General features: G+C 60.6%; 17 protein-coding genes. 12 read left to right on the top strand and 5 right to left on the bottom strand.

The window, feature by feature from the left end:
- Positions 1–94: 94 nt before the first annotated feature.
- Together JNB88_RS26165 and JNB88_RS26160 are read right to left on the bottom strand one after the other, a co-directional pair.
- Positions 95–916, bottom strand: a complete 822-nt coding sequence (locus JNB88_RS26165) for an SDR family oxidoreductase (RefSeq protein WP_220357998.1) — start codon at positions 914–916, stop codon at positions 95–97.
- 85 nt (positions 917–1,001) lie between these two features.
- Entirely contained in the window at positions 1,002–2,189 is a 1,188-nt protein-coding gene (locus JNB88_RS26160; RefSeq protein WP_220357997.1) for a phytanoyl-CoA dioxygenase family protein, read from the bottom strand.
- Between the two features lie 92 nt (positions 2,190–2,281).
- Between JNB88_RS26160 and JNB88_RS26155 the strand changes: the two genes are divergently transcribed.
- From JNB88_RS26155 to JNB88_RS26130, 6 genes are all read left to right on the top strand, one after another.
- Positions 2,282–3,304, top strand: coding sequence for a LacI family DNA-binding transcriptional regulator (locus tag JNB88_RS26155; protein ID WP_220357996.1), 1,023 nt, complete (start codon positions 2,282–2,284; stop codon positions 3,302–3,304).
- A gap of 62 nt (positions 3,305–3,366) precedes the next feature.
- A complete protein-coding gene (locus tag JNB88_RS26150) occupies positions 3,367–4,584 on the top strand; it encodes an adenylate/guanylate cyclase domain-containing protein (protein WP_220357995.1) in 1,218 nt (405 codons plus the stop codon).
- A 128-nt stretch (positions 4,585–4,712) separates the two neighbouring features.
- Positions 4,713–5,144 carry an OsmC family protein gene (locus JNB88_RS26145; RefSeq protein WP_220357994.1) on the top strand — a complete coding sequence of 144 codons (432 nt, stop codon included), beginning with the start codon at positions 4,713–4,715 and terminating at the stop codon, positions 5,142–5,144.
- Positions 5,145–5,426: 282 nt separating this feature from the next.
- The gene (locus JNB88_RS26140; protein ID WP_220358054.1) at positions 5,427–6,035 is read left to right on the top strand and encodes a TetR/AcrR family transcriptional regulator; all 609 of its coding nucleotides are present in this window, start codon (positions 5,427–5,429) and stop codon (positions 6,033–6,035) included.
- Positions 6,036–6,088: 53 nt separating this feature from the next.
- Positions 6,089–7,225, top strand: a complete 1,137-nt coding sequence (locus JNB88_RS26135; protein WP_220357993.1) for an efflux RND transporter periplasmic adaptor subunit — start codon at positions 6,089–6,091, stop codon at positions 7,223–7,225.
- 28 nt (positions 7,226–7,253) lie between these two features.
- Positions 7,254–10,400 carry an efflux RND transporter permease subunit gene (locus JNB88_RS26130; RefSeq protein ID WP_220357992.1) on the top strand — a complete coding sequence of 1,049 codons (3,147 nt, stop codon included), beginning with the start codon at positions 7,254–7,256 and terminating at the stop codon, positions 10,398–10,400.
- 49 nt (positions 10,401–10,449) lie between these two features.
- Here JNB88_RS26130 and JNB88_RS26125 read toward each other — a convergent pair whose 3' ends face one another.
- The 3 genes from JNB88_RS26125 to JNB88_RS26115 form a co-directional block, all read right to left on the bottom strand.
- A complete protein-coding gene (locus JNB88_RS26125; protein ID WP_220357991.1) occupies positions 10,450–11,367 on the bottom strand; it encodes an ROK family protein in 918 nt (305 codons plus the stop codon).
- A 74-nt stretch (positions 11,368–11,441) separates the two neighbouring features.
- The gene (locus JNB88_RS26120; RefSeq protein WP_220358053.1) at positions 11,442–12,776 is read right to left on the bottom strand and encodes a sensor histidine kinase; all 1,335 of its coding nucleotides are present in this window, start codon (positions 12,774–12,776) and stop codon (positions 11,442–11,444) included.
- Between the two features lie 2 nt (positions 12,777–12,778).
- Positions 12,779–13,432: a response regulator gene (locus JNB88_RS26115; protein ID WP_037133318.1), complete on the bottom strand. Its 654-nt coding sequence runs from the start codon at positions 13,430–13,432 to the stop codon at positions 12,779–12,781.
- 232 nt (positions 13,433–13,664) lie between these two features.
- Here JNB88_RS26115 and JNB88_RS26110 point away from each other — a divergent pair, with 232 nt between their 5' ends.
- The 6 genes from JNB88_RS26110 to JNB88_RS26085 all read left to right on the top strand — a co-directional run bounded on the left by JNB88_RS26110 (position 13,665) and on the right by JNB88_RS26085 (position 20,520).
- Positions 13,665–14,618: a sugar-binding transcriptional regulator gene (locus JNB88_RS26110; protein ID WP_220357990.1), complete on the top strand. Its 954-nt coding sequence runs from the start codon at positions 13,665–13,667 to the stop codon at positions 14,616–14,618.
- Between the two features lie 145 nt (positions 14,619–14,763).
- Positions 14,764–16,074 carry an ABC transporter substrate-binding protein gene (locus JNB88_RS26105; protein WP_037133831.1) on the top strand — a complete coding sequence of 437 codons (1,311 nt, stop codon included), beginning with the start codon at positions 14,764–14,766 and terminating at the stop codon, positions 16,072–16,074.
- A 135-nt stretch (positions 16,075–16,209) separates the two neighbouring features.
- Positions 16,210–17,082 (top strand): carbohydrate ABC transporter permease, encoded by an 873-nt coding sequence (locus JNB88_RS26100; protein ID WP_220357989.1) that lies wholly within the window; start codon positions 16,210–16,212, stop codon positions 17,080–17,082.
- A 1-nt stretch (position 17,083) separates the two neighbouring features.
- Entirely contained in the window at positions 17,084–17,914 is an 831-nt protein-coding gene (locus JNB88_RS26095) for a carbohydrate ABC transporter permease (RefSeq protein ID WP_037133325.1), read from the top strand.
- An 18-nt stretch (positions 17,915–17,932) separates the two neighbouring features.
- A complete protein-coding gene (locus JNB88_RS26090; protein ID WP_220357988.1) occupies positions 17,933–18,931 on the top strand; it encodes an ABC transporter ATP-binding protein in 999 nt (332 codons plus the stop codon).
- Between the two features lie 107 nt (positions 18,932–19,038).
- Positions 19,039–20,520 (top strand): mannitol dehydrogenase family protein, encoded by a 1,482-nt coding sequence (locus tag JNB88_RS26085; protein WP_220357987.1) that lies wholly within the window; start codon positions 19,039–19,041, stop codon positions 20,518–20,520.
- Positions 20,521–20,572 lie beyond the last annotated feature (52 nt).

Genomic DNA, 20,572 nt, shown 5'->3' with positions numbered 1-20,572 from the left:
GCTCCTCCCAAAGCGATGTGACGCTCTTCGTAAACGTAAACGGTGATGTGTTCCAGAGCCCGGCGCTGGCAAAAGCGTCGGGCTCTGCATTTTTTCAAAGCGCTGTGTCCGGATGCGGCGATCCGTCGTAGGCGCCCCAGATCGACTGGTCGAAGCAGATCATCGACCCGGTCATGAGGCCGGATTCCGCCGAAGAGAGATAGGCGCAGGCGCGCGCCACTTCCTCGGGATCGACGAGGCGGCCGAACGGCTGGCTGGCGGCGGCCTTTTCCAGCCAGTCGGCCGGTGCGCCGTGAAATTCCCGCTGAATGCGATCCTCACCCTCGGATGCCATCCAGCCGATGTTGAGGCCGTTGACGCGGATGCGGTTGCGCAGCAGCGCGTAGGCGGTGTTCTTTGTCAGCGTTTCCAGCGCACCTTTGGATGCGCAATAGGCGGCAATAAAGGGCTGTCCCGCCTTGGCCGACATGGAGCCGATATTGACGATGGTGCCTTCGATCTTCTCGCGACGCATCACCTTCACCGTTTCCTGCATCAGGAAGAACGGCGCGCGGACGTTGATGGCGAACATCGCGTCGAAGAGTTCCGGGCTGGTGTCGAGAATTGTGCCGCGGTCAGTGATGGCTGCGGCGTTCACCAGCGCATCGACGCGGCCGAACGTCTGGTCGCACACGTGAACGACATTTCTGGCATCCTCGACCTGCCCGAGATCGGCCTTGACATAAACGACCCTGGCGCCGGTGGCGGAAGCGATCTCTTCGGCTTTCGCCTTGCCCTTCTGCTCGTTGCGGCCGCAGATCACGAGACCCTTTGCGCCGCGTTCTGCAAAGAGCCGGGCGATAGTTGCGCCGAGCCCTTGCGTGCCGCCTGTTACGATCGCGATTTTGCCGTCGAGGCGGCCGTGGTCTGTGCTCATGCGTTTCCTCCTTTGATGATGGATCATATGCCAAAAGCTCCCGGCGCCATGGGCGTCGGGAGCTGAATTCGTCAATGCCGATGCGTCAGCTCAGGCGTCGCTCGCTCTGTTGCGCCAGTGTCGACGTGAACCGCGCATCGTCCCAATCTTCCTGCAACGCCTCGTGCATCAGCTGCGCCTGCGTCTTCGGGGCAAGGCCGCCAAGTGGCGGGTCGCGGTCGAGGTTGGTCGGGAAGGAATATCCCTCGGCGCAGGCGGCAACCGCGTTGCAGATTTCGGTTTCGGACAGTTTCCCCCTCAGCGACTTCAATGCCGGGAACAGCTTGGCGCTCATGCGTTCGCGATTGACGGTCTCCATGGCGCGACCGAATGCGGACGAGACCTGCAGCAGATTGGCGACGCGCTTGATGTCAGTCGAGCGGTTCGTACCGGCTGCGTGGAAGACGGCCGGGTTGAAGAACACCACGTCGCCTTTTTCGAGCGGCAGCTGGACATGATGTGCTTCGAAATAGTTCTTGAACTCCTGGCGCTTGAGGGCGAGGTAGCCGGGTTCATAGGTCTGGCTGTGCGGCAGGAAGAGGGTAGGTCCGCTTTCGAGCGGCATGTCGCAATGCGCGACGGCGCCCTGCAATGTCAGTACCGGCGAGAGCCTGTGCACATGCGCCGGGAACTGCTCGATCACCTTGGAGGACTGGAAGCCCAGATGATAGTCACGGTGAGCGGACTGCGCCGCGCCGCCCGGATTGACCCGGTTGACCTGGGCGGTCATTTGATAGCTCGGGCCGAGCCAGGCTTCGCTTGCGATCGCAACGATGGGGTTTGCGTAGTATTCGGCAAAGTTCTCGGGATCGGAGAGGCAGTGCTTTTCCAGCGAGTTCCAGATGCGATCATTGGCGCCCGGCTTGGCAAAATGATCGCCGCCGCCGGTTGCAGTACGATGCTGCTCCCCGATGATGTCGTCAAATATTGCGCTGGCGCGGTCGATAACGCCAGTATCCCTGTAGGCGTGCTTGAAGACGACGACGCCGGGCCCTTCGCCGAAGGCCTCGCAGATTTCGGCGAGAACTGCTCTCCGGCCTTCTGAGGTAGCGATCGCCGCAATGACCTTGGCGCTGTCATAGATCAGGATGTTCTTTTCGACTGCATCGGCTGTCGGATAGTCGGCGAGAGCCGTTGCCTTCTCGGCCAGCTTGCGGAAATCACTGAGATCGCAGGCATCCTCGGTCAACCAGACGCGATCGGCGCGCAGTTTCTGCAGGTTATCGGTTTTCATGGTGCTCCTCCCGTTCCGATGAGGGCACTATACGCCGCCGCTTGGTGTGTTATAGATCAGGAATCCATCAAAAAACCATCAAGACGGACTGCGTGGCACATCGGTTTCTCGTCAAGGATATCGCCTTTCAAGCCGGCTTGAGCACGGCGACGGTGGACCGCGTTCTGAATGGTCGAAGCGGCGTTCGGCACCAGACGACGATGCGGGTACAGGCCGCGATCGCGGAGCTCGAGAAGCAGCAGATCGGTGGAGAGGTGAGCGGAAGGAAGCTCGCCATCGACGTCGTCATGGAAACGCCCGAGCGTTTCAGTACGGCTGTTCGCGACGCTTTCGAAGCAGAAGTTGCGACCTTTCTGCCGACGGTATTCCGGTGCCGGTTTCATTTTGCCGAGGTGATGAAGCAGGCGGAATTGGTGCAACTGCTCGACCGGATCCGGCTGCGAGGCACGAACGGCATCGTGTTGAAGGCACCTGACGTGCCGGAGATCAGTGCCGCCGTAGCCCGAGCGACCGAGGCTGGGATTCCGGTCGTTACCTTGGTGACGGACCTGCCGAACTCCTCGCGTAGTGCGTATGCTGGCGCGGACAACCGCGCGGCCGGCGAGACGGCGGCCTATCTCATAGGGGAGCATTTTGGCGGAGCGCCCGGGCGCGTCCTCGTTACGCTCTCCAGCGGTCGCTTCCGTGGTGAGGAGGAGCGGGAGATTGGCTTCCGTCGTGTTCTGCGTGAACGATATCCGCTGATCACCGTGACCGAAATCAGCGAAGGGCATGGCACCGACGTGGCGACGGGAACGCTCGCCGCCCGGGCAATTGCGGCGGATGCCGCGATCGACGCGGTCTATTCCATCGGCGGCGGAAACCGGGCGGTGCTGGCCGCCTTTGAAGCGGCGCAGCGGTCGATCCGCGTCTTCGTTGCGCATGATCTCGATGCGGACAATCGGGTGCTGTTGGCTGCTCGCAAGATCGGATTTGTGCTCCATCATGATCTGCGCATGGACGCACGGTCGGCCTTCCGCGTCGTTATGGGCCATTCGGTCAGAGGTGGAATTGCGCCTCCGGCATTGTCGTCAGTGGAAATTGTTACACCTTACAACATGCCTGCCATGGATTGAGGTTTGCCTTTTCCTTGTCGGCGAAATCGCGATACAGCTTTCGCACGAGCGAGGGAAACAGCATGGATTACAGTGATATAGGAACCGTTGCGGCCTGGCTGACCGAGCAGGGGTTGAAGGGGGCTTCCGAGGCCGAGCTGCTGACCGGTTTCTGTGAGGCCTGCCGCGAGCGCGGCCTTCCTCTGGATCGCGGAATGGCTCTGATGGACACGCTGCATCCCGTCCACGAGGGCCGTGCGTTTCGCTGGGACAGCCAGGAAGAGGTCGAAACCGAGTTCGAGTATGGACCCTCCAGCGAAGGCACCGCACTGGAAAGCTGGCAGCGATCCGCCTTCTACCATCTCTGGGCAGGCGAAGAGAATGAGGTCCGGCGACGCATCGGGTTCGGCGATCCGACCGACTTTGTCATGCTCGAAGCAATGCGCGAGCAGGGCCACACCGATTTTGTCGCGATGGTTCACCGCTTCGCCAAGGCGGGCACGATCGGCGAGATGGATTGTTTCTTCTCCCATTTCGCGACGCGCCATTCAGAAGGATTTTCGGATCACGACCTCGCCATCCTGCGAAAGCTGGTGCCGGTGCTGGCGCTTGCGATCAAGTGCATCGCGCTGGCGCGCATCGCCAGGACGATCGCGGAGGTCTATCTGGGCGACGATGCTGCACAACAGGTACTCAAGGGCAAGATCACACGGGGTAAATCCGAGCGGATATCGGCAACACTCTGGTTCTCCGATCTTGTAAACTACACGAAGATTTCCGACAGCGCGCCGCCGGAAGAAATCCTGCCGATGTTGAATGCCTACAGTGACGTCGTCATTTCGGCCATACACGAGGCGGGGGGTGACGTGTTGAAGCTCATCGGCGACGGGGTGCTTGCGATCTTCAAGGCGGATGAGCCCGCAGAAGCCTGTCGCGCGGCACTGCGAGCCGAGCGATTGCTGAGGCAGAACCTGAAGGCGGTGAACGATGAACGCGCGCTCGAGGAGCGCCCGACAACGGAAGTCTATATCGGTCTGCACATCGGCGATGTCTTCTACGGCAATATCGGCAGTCGCGAGCGGCTGGACTTCACCGTCATCGGGCCGGCCGTGAACGAAGTCAGCCGGATCGCCTCGATGTGCCGGTCGGTCGATTTCAATGTGCTGATGTCGTCGGAGTTTGCGTCAACGATCCCGGACGATGAGCGCGGCGGATTGGCCTGCGTCGGTCGCTATGCGCTTCGCGGCGTCAAGCGCGCGCAAGAACTCTACACGCTCGATACCGCGCGGCGGGAGATCTGAGCTGTGTCCGGGTGCCCCGTCTCGAAGAAATTTCACGGGGTTGTCGCCTTCTGTCGATAGAGGATTATATCGCGTCAAAGAGGCGGATTGTCTCTTTCAGCTTCCTCTAATCTGGATAGGAGAACGGCATGCAGATCAATCGCACAGGTTCAGCGCAGTGGTCGGGTGGATTGAAGGACGGCAAGGGGCAGATTTCAACGCAGAGCGGCGCCCTCAAGCACTATCCCTACGGCTTCTCGAGCCGCTTTGAGGGTATCCCAGGTACAAATCCGGAAGAGCTGATCGGAGCGGCGCATGCTGGCTGCTTCACGATGGCGCTGTCGCTTATCCTGGAAGAAGCGGGCCTCAAGGCGACTGATATGGAAACGACAGCAAAGGTGACGCTTGAGAGCGTGGAAGGCGGCTTCGCGATCACGGCAATCCATCTTTCGCTGACAGGTTCGGTGCCGAACACAGATGAAAGAACATTCATCGAACTCGCCAATAAGGCCAAGGCCGGATGCCCGGTCTCGAAGGCGCTTTCGGCTGTGCCGATTTCCTTGGATGTCAAGCTCGCCTGAGCATGAGTAAGACCGAGTGCCGCGCGTTGACGCCGGCACTTGTTGTCCTCCCGGCCTAGCAAGTTCCCCGGTGTCTCGGCACCCACGCCCCGCAGCTTCGTCGTGCGGGCGATCTGATTCGCCGTTCCTCCTAATCATCACGTTTTACTATCCCTGATTCGCCTCAGCAGGTGAGTCTCGGGACCACGTGGGCGCATACGAAAATCTTGACAGATTACGATTGATATCTTACGACTGACGAAATTCAAAAATCGTCAGTCGTAATCGGAGTATCCGAAATTGATCAGCGACGCCGCGGAAAACACGATCGAGGCAGCCCGTCAGGAGAATGTGACGCGCATTCTTGACGCTGCCGAGCGGCTATTCCGCCACTATGGATATGCAAAGACGACTGTCGCCGACATTGCCCGCGATCTTGGTATGTCGCCGGCCAATGTGTACCGGTTCTTTGCCTCGAAAGTGGAAATCCACCAGGCGATCTGTGGCCGCATGCTCGCGGCCGGTTACCAGATGGCCTACGACACCTGCCATTTGCCGATCAGTGCTTCCGATCGGTTGCGACGTTTCGTGCACGGCCAGTACCAGATGACGGTCGAGACCATGCTCGACCAGGAAAAGGTCCATGAGATGGTCGTCGTCGCGATCGAGCGCGATTGGCACGTCATCGAGAAGCACATCGACAGCATTCATGCCTTGATCGCCGATGTGATCCGCGAAGGGATCGCTGCCGGCGAGTTTGTCGAGCAGGACGCGGATGTCGCGTCCCGCTGTTTCGGGGCCGCGACCATCAATCTCTGTCATCCCCAGATGGTGGCGCAATGTCTTTCCAAGACCAACCGCGCCACCGTCGATGAGCTGATCGAATTCTCGATCAGAGCACTGAAAAAATAACACGCGGCAAAGGCCGTAGATCAACCGATAAAGCCATTTTAGGAGTGCGAAAGATGATTTCGCTGAAGACAGTCCAGTTGCCGTCCTTTGTCAGTCTCGCGCTCCTCGGCGCCGTCTCGCTCGCCGTATCCGGCTGCAGCGAGGAGAAGAAAGCCGAGACGAAAGAGATCCTGCGGCCGGTCAAGGTCGTGGAAGTTGCCGCGGCCGGGGACACGCGTGCGCTCGACTATTCCGGCGCGGTGAAGGCACGTGTCGAGATGAATCTCGGCTTCCGCGTTGCGGGCAAAATCACCGACCGCCGCGTCAATATCGGTGATCGCGTCAAGCCGGGGGATCTGCTCGCCGAGATCGATCCGACCGATTACGAGTTGGCGGTCAAGACAGCCGAGGCCAACCTTGCCGCTGCCGAAAAGGGTGTGGCAACCGCTGACCTTGCCAACAAGCGCGCCCAGCAGCTCTACGACAAGAGCGTCACGGCAAAGTCGCAGATGGAGCAGGCAGCACTCAGCTACGATCAAGCGGTTTCGACGCGGGATGCCGCGGCCTCGTCGCTCGATCAGGCCAAGAACCAGGTCGTCTATACTGAGCTGAAGGCAGACCGCAGCGGTATCGTCACGTCGATCAGCGCTGATACCGGCGCCGTTGTCGCGGCAGGTACGCCTGTCGTCGCCGTTGCGCTCGACGGCGAGAAGGAAGTGCAGATCGCCGTTCCGGAAAACGACATTGGGCAGTTCAAGCCAGGCAAGACCGTCAAGGCAAGCTTCTGGTCGGATAGCAAGCTCGTGCTTGACGGCAAGGTACGCGAGGTTTCCGGCAGTGCCGATGCGCAGTCACGGACCTTCTCCGTTCGCGTCAGCCTTCCGACCGATGATCGCGTGCTGCTTGGCATGACCGCGACGGTCGAGGCTGCCATTGGCAATGCCGAGACGAATGTTGCCATTCCGCTGAGTGCGCTGGCCGAGAAAGATGGCAAGAAGATTGTCTGGGTCGTTGATCGCACCGCATCGACTGTTCATGCCCGTGAGGTCAGTGTCGCGGACTTCACCGGGGCTGGCGTCCATGTCGCAAACGGCTTGAAGGGTGGCGATCTCGTTGTTGCCGCCGGGACGCAGTTCATGACCGAGAACCTCAAGGTCAAGCTGCCGGAGCAACAATCGGCGCAGATCGAAACCGGCGACATCGTGCGCTGAGCGAGCGGTCAGGAGAGGGAATAGGACCATGGACAACTCGACCGCCGAAAAGCGCCCCTTCAACCTGTCGCGCTGGGCCATCGGCCATCCAAGCATTGCGCGCTTCCTGTTTGGCCTGATCCTGATTACCGGCGTGCTCGGGCTGATGCGCATGGGTCAGAAGGAAGATCCGGATTTCACCTTCCGCGTCATGGTCGTGCAGGCCGTTTGGCCGGGTGCCTCGATCCAGGAAATGGAGGATCAGGTCGTCAACAAGATCGAGCGCAAGCTGCAGGAAACCCCGCACATCGATTGGGTCAAATCCTATACGCGAGCGGGGAGCGCCATCATCACCCTGCAGGTGAAGGGCGATACCAACTCGGCCGAGGTGGCAGACGCCTTCTATCAGGTGCGCAAGAAGGTGGGTGACATCTCCAACGAGCTGCCTGAGGGGCTGCTCGGACCCTATTTCAACGACGAGTTCGGCGACACCTACATCACGCTGCATTCAATCAGCGGCGATGGCTACAGCTATCCCGAGCTGAAGAAGTTCGCCATCCAGGCGCGCGACATGCTTTTGACGACGCCCGGTGTCGAAAAGGCGGTCATCATCGGCGACCAGCCCGAGAAGATCTACATCGACGTGTCCTCGAAAGCCCTTGCGGAGCGCGGCCTGACGGTGCTTGACCTGCAGAATGCGATCAAGGGGCAGAACAATGTCGATGCGGCCGGATCGGTCGATACCGGCACGCGTTCGGTGCGCATTTCCGTTGAAGGCGATGTGACAAAGGCGGAAGATATCCGCGAACTGCGGCTGAAGGCCGGCAATCAGGTCACGCGTCTCGGGGATATCGCCACGGTCTATTCGGGCCTCGAAGATCCCTATCAGCGCAAATTTCGCTTCAACGGCCATGAGAGCGTCCAGGTCGGCGTCGTCATGGCCAAGGGTTTCAAGGTGACTGACGTCGGCAAGGACGTTGAAGCTACCTACCATCGCTTCGAGGAATCGCTGCCGTACGGTGCCTCCGTTGACCAGATTTCCAACCAGCCCGACGTCGTTACCGATGCGATCAGCGAATTCATGCACGCGCTCGGCGAAGCGCTGGTGATCGTGCTCATCGTGTCGTTCCTGTCCATCGGCTGGCGTTCGGGGCTCGTCATCGCGATTGCCATCCCGCTCGTGCTGGCGGCTACTTTCGCCATCATGTACGAACTTGGGATCGACCTGCAGCGCATTTCGCTCGGTGCCCTGATCATTGCGCTCGGCCTGCTTGTCGACGATGCCATGATCGTCGTCGAATTGATGGAGCGGAAGCTCGAGGAAGGCCTCGTGAAGATCGAGGCGGCGAGCTTCGCCTATTCCTCGACCGCCTTCCCGATGCTGACCGGCACGCTGATCACCACCGCGGGCTTCATCCCGGTGGGGTTTGCTGAATCCACTGCCGGCGAATACGTCAGAACGCTGTTCTACGTCGTCGGCATCGCACTCGTGGTTTCATGGTTTGTGGCCGTCTATTTTACGCCCTGGCTCGGCTACATGATCCTGAAGCAGCGCCACCATGCGGGCGAGCATCACGACGTTTTCGACACGCGCTTCTACCGGCGCCTGCGGTCGACTGTCGGTTGGGCCGTGCGTCACCGCATCATCGTTGTTGCGATGACACTCGTTACCTTTGCAACCAGCCTGTGGGCCTTCCAGTTCATTCCGCAGAACTTCTTCCCGCAGTCCTCGCGCCCGGAAATCCTCGTCGATCTCTGGCTGCCCGAAGGCACCAGCATCAAGGAAGTAGAGACGCAGGCAAAGGCGCTCGAAGCCAAGATCATGGATGACACGGACAAGAAGTTCGTCGCCACGTATATCGGTGAAGGTGCGCCTCGCTTCTTCCTGCCGCTCGACCAGCAGCTTCGCAACCCGAACTTTGCACAGCTTCTCGTCATGGCAAACGACGAGCCTGCCCGTGAGCGCCTGATCGTGAAGCTGCGGACGATCCTTGCAGAAGACTTCCCCGATATCAGGGGCAAGGTGGATCGCCTGTTCCTCGGCCCGCCGACGGGCTGGCCGGTGCAGATGCGTATCATGGGGCCGGATCGCCAGGAAGTTCGCAAGATCGCCGACGAGGTAAAGGCGAAGTTCCAGGCCAACCCGCAGCTCGGCGCGATCCACGACGACTGGCTGGAGCCTGTGCCGGCGATGAAGCTGGTGATCGATCAGGACCGCGCCCGTGCGCTCGGCGTTACCTCGCAGCGTATCCGCCAGATGTTGCAGACGGCAATGTCGGGCGCCCCGCTCGACGATTTCCGCGACGGCGAGGAGACGGTTTCGATTGTTGCCCGCGAGCCGGAGGCCAACCGCTCCCTGCTGTCGGCCGTCAATTCGGTCTATGTACCGACGGACTTCGGTGGCTTCGTTCCGGTCTCGCAAGTTGCCAAGGTCGTGCCTGTTCTCGAGCAGGGTATCGAATGGCGCCGCGACCGCCTGCCGACGATCACCGTTCGCGCGACGCTGCCGGATGATGTGCAATCCAATGACGTCGTCATGAAGATGTATGCGGACATGAAGCCGCTGCGCGACAGCCTGCCGGCCGGCTACAACATCGAGATCCAGGGCGGTGCGGAAGATTCCGCCGAGAGCCAGGCCTCGATTGCGGCCAAGGCTCCGGTCATGCTCCTCGTCATCGTCCTCTTGCTGATGGCGCAGCTGCAGCACTTCGGCAAGGCGATGCTGGTGCTGGCGACCGGTCCGCTCGGGATCATCGGTGCGGCCGCGGCTCTGCTGATATCAGGTGCACCGTTCGGCTTCGTTGCCATCCTCGGCGTTATCGCATTGCTCGGTATCATCATCCGCAACTCGATCATCCTCGTCGACCAGATCGACCAGGACATCAAGGCGGGGATGCATCGGCAGGAGGCGATTGTCGGTGCCGCGGTCAGGCGTTTCCGCCCGATCATGCTGACGGCGCTGACAGCCGTTCTGGCGCTGATCCCGATCTCACGTGGCGTCTTCTGGGGGCCGCTGGCCTATGCCATGATGGGCGGCATTCTGGTCGCGACGGTGTTGACGATCCTGGTGCTGCCCGCTGCCTACGCGCTGTTCTTCGGCAAGGAGCCGAAGACGTCGAGAACGGAGGAGGGCGCTGCCAATGGCAATGCGCCCGAGGCCGAAAGCACTCACCCGCCGGCCATGGCGGCTGAATAAAGAGAGTGATGGCGCGGTGAGAACCGCGCCATTTTCTTTTGGCTGAAGCTCAGGCCTGGGCGGCTTCCGCTTTCAAGCCAAGCAATGCAGCGCCGATCAAGCCGGGCTCGACGCGGCATTCGCTACGAACCACGAGCGGGCGATCGAACTTGCGCAGGATGCGCTGCCGGACGGCCTTGTCCAACTCTGCAAGCAGCGGTTCGACATTGGAAAGTCCGCCGCCGACCGGGACGATGGTTGCGCCCGTGATGTTGATCGTCAGCGCGAGCGGCGAGGCGACGAGATCGACGAAGACATCGATCGTGCGCGTCGCCTTGGTTTCGCCCTTCAGCCAATCATCTATGATCTCCTGGCTGGAGAGGTCCGCGTCGTGAAGCGTTTTGTGTAGCCGCTCAAGACCACGAGCGCCGCCGACTGTGTCGACGCACCCCTTTTGGCCACAGCCGCAAGGATAGGCCGGAATGGCAACGGGCGGATTGCCTGCATGCGATGCGAGCGCCGGGCCGTGGCCCCATTCCCCTGCAAAGCCGCCAGCGGCATTGATCAGGCGGCCATCAGCAACGACACCGCCACCGACGCCCGTCCCTAGGATGGCGCCCAGAACGATGCGGTGACCGCGCCCGGCGCCGAGATCGGCTTCCGCCATGGCAAAGCAGTCCGCGTCGTTTGCGATCAGCACTGGCAGGCCGAGTTCGGCTTCGAGGTCGGCGGCAAGGTTGCGCCCGTGGATGCAAGGAATGTTGGCGCAGGTCAGCCGTTGCGTGTCCGGGTCGACGACGCCGGCGATCGAGAAGGCAAGGCGCGTCGGATGCTCGCCCGTCTCTGCAATGATGGCCTTCAACGTGTCGACGAAGGCAGGAAAATCATCCTTGGGGGTCGGCCGACGGCCGAGTGGCGTGATGTCGGCTTCCGTGTGCGCGACGCCGCCCTTGATGGCGGAGCCGCCGATGTCGAAAGAAATAATCATTCGGTTTCTGCTGGTTTTGGATGGCCTCTGCGTCTGCTCGCACCCTTCCGCCGCTTTTGCAAGCCAAAACCCGATCAGGCAGGGAGCGTCATTTTCGCTTCGAAGCCGGCCTGCTCGCCCGTCGCGGGCGACAACAGTTCCAGCGTCCCGCCCATCTGTGTGACGACGCGATCGGCGATTGCCAGTCCGAGGCCGGAACCGGACGCTGTCGTCTTGCCGCGGCCGAAGCGCTTCTTCAGGCCTGCCATGTCGGCTTCGCGAACCGGCGGCCCGCCGTTGACAATGCGGACGATGCCGTTGTCATCGAGGCTGACCGTGACCGGCAGAGCCGGATCGCCGTGGATCAGCGCGTTCTCAATCAGGTTGCGTGCAGCGATGCCGAAGGCGTCCACGTCGGCGTTGCGGACGAGCCTGGCGTCCGGCGCGGCGGAGTATCGAAGCCTGCCGTTCGTGCGGCTGTCACGCTGGAAGTCGGTGACCACCATCTCAAGGACGGGACGCAGGTCAACCGGACTTGCGCTTCCGCCGATGCCGGCCTCCGCCCGGGACAGTTGCAGGAGCTTCTCTGCCAGGCGGCCGAGATTGACCAGTGAGGCTTCGACCTGCTGGACGCGATCCTGTGTCGCGCCCGGAGGCAGTTCCTCGGCAAGGCGCTGGGTCTGCGCGAGCGCCCCGGCGATCGGGGTGCGCAGTTCGTGCGCACTGTTGGCGGTGAATTCGCGCTCGGCTTCCAGGGCGTCACGCAGGCGTCCGAGGAGCAGGTTGACAGATCGCGCAATTGGCCTGAGTTCGACCGGCAAAGTTTGGGTGTCGATCTTCGCCATGTTGCCGCCGTCCTTCGTGCCGATATCCCGCCGAAGCGCATCAATTGGTCGCAAAGCGCGTCCGACGATGAACCAGATCGCGAAAATGCTGGCGGGAATGAGTGCGACCAGAGGGATGAGCAGGGTGACAGCGCTTTCGCGTACGGCTTCGCGCCGGTTCTTGAACCGGTCGGCCACTTGCAAGAATAGAGAACCGTCTGCCGCCATGTCGGTGAAGATCCGAGCAGTCGGCGTGTCGTGGAAGCCCGTCGTAAGTGGCGCGTCGAAGGGTTCAGCGGGGGCATCATTGGAATGCAGCACCACCTTGCCGCTGGCATCGCGCACCTGATAGGTCAGATACTCACGTCTGGCCGCAGCATCGAATTTTGCCATGCTGTACGGATCGATTTTCGTACTCTGGTTCAGATCGTCGAGGATCAGAGCCAGCAAGCGCTCGGTTGTCTCTTGCTGAGCGCCGTCGAAAATCTCATCAAATTCGTGCTGCATCACGCGGATGCTAAGGCCAATCGCAGCCAGCCAGAAGACAACCATGACGGTTGTCAGGGCAAGAATAAGCGGGCCGGTGATGCTGCGTTCGCGCTTCATCTTCATCCGAGTGTGTACCCGATGCCGCGTGCCGTGCGGATCCTGTCCTTGCCAATCTTCTTGCGCAAGCGGCTCACGTAAACCTCGACCGTGTTGCTCTCGATCTCAGAGCCGAACGCATAGAGCGCTTCCTCGATCCTGTCCTTCGGAACGATCGCGCCCGGGCGGGCCGTCAACAAATCGAGCACTGCCCACTCACGGCTTGTCAGGATGACAGCCTCGCCGGCGACGGAGAGCTGATGCAGGGGGCGGTTGATCTCGATATCGGCAATGCGGAGCACGGGATGAGGATTGGCGTCATAGCGGCGTGCGACCGCCATGATGCGTGCCTCCAATTCGTCGAGATTGAAGGGTTTGACCAGATAGTCGTCGGCGCCGGCGTTCAGTCCGTCGATGCGATCGGAGATCTGATCGCGTGCCGTCAGGATGATCACGGGCGTTTTCAGTCCCTTATCGCGAAGGCGACGAAGAAACGCTACGCCGCTGCCGTCCGGCAGCTGAAGGTCGAGGAGGATCAACCCGTAATCGACAGGCCCAATGGCGGCGTCGGCATTGGCAAGATCCTGGACCCAGTCCACAGCATGGCTGGCGGCAGCGACGTGATCGCGCACTGCCCCGCCTATCGCCCTGTCGTCTTCAACCAGCAGAATTCGCACAGTTTTTCCTCGCTGCCAGTTAGCTTACAGTTCAACCCGTGGTCAAGCACGGCTTGATCGACAAGGATGGCAACCCGATGGCATTGCCTTCATATGCTTGGCGCGCTGGAAATGCCTGCGCAATTTCTCAATGCACTCGACATTTGCCCGAATTCTGGTTTGATCTGCCGCAATATGCACGTGAACGCTTCGCACCGGCTCCGGCCGGTTCTTTCTGCATGGTAGAGACTTGATGGTAAGAAAATCCGAAACTTCGGGACGGCTCGATGACGCGGCGCGCGCGGGATGGCTCTACTATGTGGCAGGGCGAACGCAGGACGAGATTGCTGCCTTCATGGGTATCTCGCGGCAATCCGCGCAACGGTTGGTGTCACTGGCAGTCGCCGAGCGGTTGATCAAGGTTCGGCTCGACCATCCGATCGCGGCCTGCCTCGAGCTCGCCAATGCGGTGCGCAACAAGTTCAAACTCAAGCATGTAGAAGTCGTGCCAAGCGATTCCGATTCCAGCTCCACAACAGTCGGCATTGCGGAAGCCGCCGCCGCCGAAATCGAGCGGTGGCTGAAGCGTCCTGATCCGATCGTGCTCGCCGTCGGAACAGGGCGGACACTCAAGGCTGCCGTCGATCAGCTGCCCGCCATCGAATGTCCCAACCATCGGATCGTGTCGCTGACCGGCAACATCGCGCCGGATGGATCGGCCGCCTACTACAACGTCATTTTCAGCATGGCAGATGCGGTGAAGGCGCGACATTTCCCGATGCCGCTGCCGGTGCTGGTGACGTCGGCGGCAGAGAGGGAAACTCTCCATGGCCAGCAGCTCGTCCGTTCGACCCTGGAAATGAGCGCGCAGGCCGATGTGACTTTCGTTGGCATTGGCGAACTCGGGATCGATGGGCCGCTTTGCGTCGACGGCTTCCTCGAGAAGGACGAGATGATGGAGCTGATGCGCAACGGCGCCGTCGGCGAGATTTGCGGGTGGGTCTTCGATGCCGAAGGCAAGCTCCTCGACAACCCGATCAACGAGCGCGTGGCCTCCGCGTCTATCCCGTCGCGCGAGTCGTCGACCGTAATTGGAATCGGTAAGGGCAAACGCAAATTCAAGGCGATCAGGGCGGCCGTGATGGGCCATCAAATCAACGCCTTGATTACCGATGAAGACACGGCTGAATATTTGCTCAAGATGTGAGCAAAAATATATTCATTAATTTTCAATGAGATAATTCCGTTGTTCGCTAACGCAGCAACGAATGGTGATTGACTTTTTTCCTCCTTGGGTGAGTAATTGCCCATGAGCAAAGCGAATGCTCGCACTCATCTTCTGGGAGGAAGATATGACATTGAAAACTTTCCTGCTGGGCGCTTGCTCGGCACTGGCGTTTGCCGGCATGGCTTCGGCCGAAACGCTGACGATCGCGACCGTCAACAACGGCGACATGATCCGGATGCAGAAGCTGACGGACGACTTCAAGAAAAAGAACCCCGACATCGACCTTGAGTGGGTGACCCTCGAGGAAAACGTTCTGCGCCAGAAGGTCACGACCGACATCGCGACGAAAGGCGGTCAGTACGATGTTCTGACGATCGGCACCTATGAAGTTCCGATCTGGGCAAAGCAGGGCTGGCTGCTGCCGCTCGACAATCTCGGTGCCGACTACGACGCCGACGACCTGCTGCCGGCTATCCGCAGCGGCCTGACTGCTGACGGCAAGCTCTATGCAGCACCATTCTACGGCGAAAGCTCGATGGTCATGTACCGCAAGGACCTGTTCGACGCCGCCGGCTTGAAGATGCCCGATGCTCCGACCTGGGACTTCATCGCGGACGCCGCGAAGAAGATCACCAACAAGGACAAGGAAATCTACGGCATTTGCCTGCGCGGCAAGGCGGGCTGGGGCGAAAACATGGCCTTCCTGACGGCCATGTCGAACTCCTTCGGCGCTCGCTGGTTCGATGAACAGTGGAAGCCGCAGTTCGACCAGCCGGAGTGGAAGGACACGCTGAACTTCTACGTCAACCTGATGAAGGAAGCCGGACCTCCGGGCGCTTCGTCGAACGGCTTCAACGAAAACCTGGCACTCTTCCAGACCGGCAAGTGCGGTATGTGGATCGATGCGACCGTTGCTGCGTCCTTCGTCAGCAACCCGAAGGAATCGACCGTCGCCGACAAGGTCGGCTTCGCTCTGGCTCCGGACAAGGGTCTCGGCAAGCGCGGCAACTGGCTCTGGGCCTGGAACCTTGCCATCCCGGCAGGCTCGCAGAAGGTCGAGGCAGCTGAGAAGTTCGTCGCCTGGGCAACCAGCAAGGACTACACCAACCTCGTCGCCGAGAAGGAAGGTTGGCTGAACGCACCTCCCGGTACGCGCACCTCGCTCTATGCGAATGCGGACTACCAGAAGGCAGCGCCTTTCGCGAAGATGACGCTCGACAGCATCAACGCGGCCGATCCGACCAAGCCGACCGTCAAGCCGGTCCCCTATGTCGGTGTTCAGTTCGTCGCCATCCCTGAATTCCAGGGTATCGGCACGGCTGTCGGCCAGCAGTTCTCCGCAGCGCTTGCCGGCCAGGTTTCGGTCGACCAGGCACTGCAGAGTGCACAGCAGCTGACGACCCGCGAAATGACCAAGGCCGGTTACATCAAATAGATAACCTCCTGAGAAGGCGGGGCGTTTGACCTCTCCGCCCATCTGGGTCGCCGAATTGCCCAAACTGCGTCGGCGACCCTTTTTTGCACAGCTGTCCTGCTGCCGTCTGCCTCTTGAACAGGATCGGTCATCGCCATGGCTACGTTACACACCCGCTCCGCAGCGCGAATGATGATCGCACCGTCTGTTGTGCTCCTCTTCCTGTGGATGATCGTCCCGCTCGTGATGACGATCTATTTCTCGACGCTTAACTACAATCTGCTCAGCCCGGGGATGGAAACCTTCGTCGGCTTCCTAAACTACAAATACTTCCTCACCGATCCCGCCTTTTTCTCGGCGTTGATCAATACGCTGCTGCTGGTGCTTGGCGTGCTCCTGATCACCGTTGTCGGCGGCATCGCGTTTGCGCTGCTCCTGAACCAGGAGATTTACGGGCAGGGCATCGTTCGCATCCTTGTCATCGCGCCCTTCTTCGTCATGCCGACGGTTGCCGCCCTGGTGTGGAAGAACATGTTCATGAATCCGGTCAACGGGCTCTTCGCGCATCTCGCCAAGGCGCTCGGATTGCAGCCCTATGACTGGCTTGCCAACGCGCCGCTCTTCTCGATCATCCTGATTGTCGCCTGGCAGTGGCTGCCCTTTGCGACGCTCATCATGCTGACCGCCCTGCAATCGCTGGACGAAGAGCAGCAGGAAGCCGCCGAGATGGATGGCGCCGGCGTCATTTCGAAGTTCATCTACATTATCTTGCCGCATATGGCCCGCGCCATCACGGTTGTCATCCTGATCCAGACGATCTTCCTGCTCTCGGTGTTTGCCGAAATCCTGGTCACCACCAACGGCGGCCCGGGCACGCAGAGCACGAACCTCACCTATCTCGTCTACGTGCAGGCACTTCTGCAGTTCGATATCGGCGGCGCTTCGGCGGGCGGCATCGTGGCGGTCATCCTCGCCAATATCGTTGCGATCTTCCTCGTACGCCTCGTCGGCAAGAATCTGGAGGCTTGAGATGGCTAGAAAAGTCACAACCCAGCGCAAGGTCGTCATGACCGCCATCGCCTGGACGCTCGGCATCCTGATCTTCTTCCCGATCCTCTGGACGTTCCTGACGAGCTTCAAGACGGAAGCGGATGCCATCGCTTCGCCGCCGCAGTTCCTGTTTTTCCATTGGACGACGGAAAGCTATGCGGAAGTGCAGAGCCGCTCGGATTACCTCAGCCACTTCATGAACTCGGTGATCATTTCCTTCGGCTCGACGCTGATCGGCCTGATCATTGCCATTCCGGCCGCCTGGGCGATGGCGTTTTCGCCAACCAAGCGGACGAAGGACGTGCTGATGTGGATGCTGTCCACGAAGATGATGCCGCCGGTCGGCGCACTGATCCCGATCTACCTGATGTTTCGCAACTCGGGCCTGCTCGACAGTCGCCTCGGTCTTGTAATCATCCTGACGCTGATCAACCTGCCGATCATCGTGTGGATGCTCTACACCTACTTCAAGGAAATTCCCGGCGAGATCCTGGAAGCCGCCCGCATGGATGGCGCCTCGCTTGCCAAGGAAATCATCTACGTGCTGACGCCGATGGCGGTTCCAGGCATCGCATCCACGCTGCTCCTGAACATCATCCTGGCCTGGAACGAAGCCTTCTGGACGTTGAACCTCAGCGCCTCGAAAGCGGCGCCGCTGACGGCGTTCATCGCGTCCTACTCCAGCCCCGAAGGCCTGTTCTACGCCAAGCTTTCGGCAGCCTCCACCATGGCGATCGCCCCGATCCTGATCCTCGGCTGGTTCTCGCAGAAACAACTCGTCCGCGGCCTGACCTTCGGCGCGGTGAAATAAGATATCAGGGAGAGAAACATGGGCAGCATTACCCTTCAGAAAGTCTCGAAGGTCTTCGGTGAAGCCAAGGTCATCCCGTCGATCGACCTCGACATCAAGGACGGCGAGTTCGTCGTCTTCGTCGGCCCCTCGGGCTGCGGCAAGTCCACGCTTCTCAGGCTGATCGCCGGGCTCGAGGACGTATCGGCCGGCAAGATAGTCATCGACGGCAGGGATGCGACCGAAAAGGCGCCGTCCGAGCGCGGACTTGCGATGGTGTTCCAGTCATACGCGCTCTATCCGCACATGAGCGTGCGCAACAACATCGCCTTCCCCCTCAAGATGGCGAACATGGACAAGGCCGAGATCGACAAGAAAGTCGCCGACGCTGCCCGGGTTCTGAACCTGACCGACTACCTCGAGCGCAAGCCGCGCCAGCTCTCGGGCGGCCAGCGCCAGCGCGTCGCCATCGGCCGCGCGATCGTTCGCCAGCCCTCGGCCTTCCTGTTCGACGAGCCGCTGTCGAACCTCGATGCTGCCCTGCGCGTCAACATGCGCCTGGAAATCAGCGAGCTTCACCAGCAGCTGAAGACGACCATGATCTACGTCACCCACGACCAAATCGAGGCCATGACCATGGCCGACAAGATCGTCGTGCTGAACCGTGGCAATATCGAGCAGGTGGGTTCGCCGCTCGATCTTTACCACAAGCCGCGCAACCTGTTCGTCGCCGGCTTCATCGGTTCGCCGAAGATGAATTTCGTCAGTGGCCAATACGCAGCGCAATTCGGTGCGCATACGATCGGCGTCAGACCCGAACACATGCTGCTCTCGACGGAAAGCGGTGACTGGAAGGGCAAGGTCACCGTTGCCGAACATCTCGGCGCCGACACGTTCCTTCACGTCGATGTCGAGGGTATCGGCCATGTCACGGCCCGCGGCGGCGGGGACTTCCCGGCCAAGGCCGGCGATATCGTCTACCTGACCCCCGACAAGGCGCGGATCCACAAATTCAACGAGGGCGGCCTCACCATCTGAACAGCTTTGTTGCCGGGTTGGGGACGAGAGAGCGTACCGGGCAAGGTGTCCGGCGTGCTGAGACCGGGGTCGCAGTCGACCCCGAAGACCTTCAAGAGGACTGAAACATGACGTGCAAACTATCGCTGGCAACGCTTTCCGACGCGGCAAAGACAGCCGCCGTACCGGCCTATGAGCGGGCGTCGCTGAAGGCGGGCATCGTGCACTTCGGCGTGGGTAATTTCCACCGCGCCCACCAGGCGATCTATCTCGACGACCTGTTCAATCTCGGCGAGGATCACGATTGGGCAATTGTCGGCGCGGGTATTTTGCCCTCCGACGCAGCGATGCGCGAAAAGCTCGCCGCTCAGGATTTCCTGACGACCGTCGTAGAGCAGGACAACAACAAGACGGCAGCGCGCGTCACCGCGCCGATGATCGACATCCTGCCGGTCGGCGATGCCAAGAAGATCATTGCCAAGCTTGCCGATCCCGCGATCCGCATTGTTTCGATGACGATCACCGAAGGCGGCTATTTCATCGACGCATCCGGCAAGTTCAATCCCGATCATCCGGCGATATCAGCTGACGGGCAGAACCCATCCGAACCCAAGACGGTCTTCGGCCTGATCGTTGCCGGCCTCAAGGCGCGCAAGGAGAAGGGCATCGTGCCGTTCACCGTGATGTCCTGCGATAACATTCCGCACAACGGTGTCGTCACGTCGAATGCCGTTGTTGGGACGGCGCGCCTGTCCGATCCCGTTTTTGCTGATTGGATCAAGGCGAATGTCGCCTTCCCTAATGCCATGGTGGACCGCATCACCCCCGCCACGGGCCAGCGCGAAATCGATCTTCTAAAGGATGCCTTCGGCATCGAGGACAACTGGCCCGTTTATTGCGAAGAGTTCAAGCAGTGGGTTCTGGAAGACAAGTTCACTGCTGGGCGCCCGGCACTGGAGAAGGTCGGCGTCACCTTCGTGCCCGATGTGACCCCCTATGAACATATGAAGATCCGCATCCTGAACGGCGGACATGCCGCGATTGCCTACCCGGCAGCGCTGATGGACATCCATTTCGTGCACGACTCGATGGAAGACCCGTTGATCCGCGCTTTCCTCGCCAAGCTGGAGACGGACGAGATCATCCCGATCGTTCCTCCGGTGCCCAATACCTCGCTGACAGACTATTTCGCGCTGATCGAGCACCGGCTGCTCAATCCGAAGATTGCCGATACGATCCCACGCCTTGCGCAGGACGGATCGAACCGCCAGCCGAAGTTCATTCTGCCTTCGACCCTCGACAACCTTCGCCAAGGCAAGGATGTGGTGGGCCTGTCGCTTGTCTCCGCGTTGTGGTGCCGCTACTTCGCCGGCAAGACCGACAGCGGCAAGGACATCGCTTTCAACGATGCCAGCGCCGACCGGCTGCATGCGGCAGCACTGAAAGCCAAGGACGACCCGATGGCCTTCCTCGCCTTCGACGACATCTTCGGCGAGGTGTCGAAATCCGAACTGTTTCGCAAGCGTTTCGCCCACGCACTGAAAACTCTGTGGGAAAAGGGCACGCGCGAAACGCTGCAGCTCTATCTCGACAACAAGCTTGCCGTGTAAGGATCAGTGGCGGCAGTCCGCCGCCAGTCTCCGCCCACCGGGTGGAGGCGAA

The sequence above is a fragment of the Rhizobium cauense genome (assembly GCF_019511525.1).
GTDB classification, from domain to species: Bacteria; Pseudomonadota; Alphaproteobacteria; order Rhizobiales; family Rhizobiaceae; genus Rhizobium; species Rhizobium cauense.
This window is presented reverse-complemented; position numbering and strand designations above follow the sequence as displayed.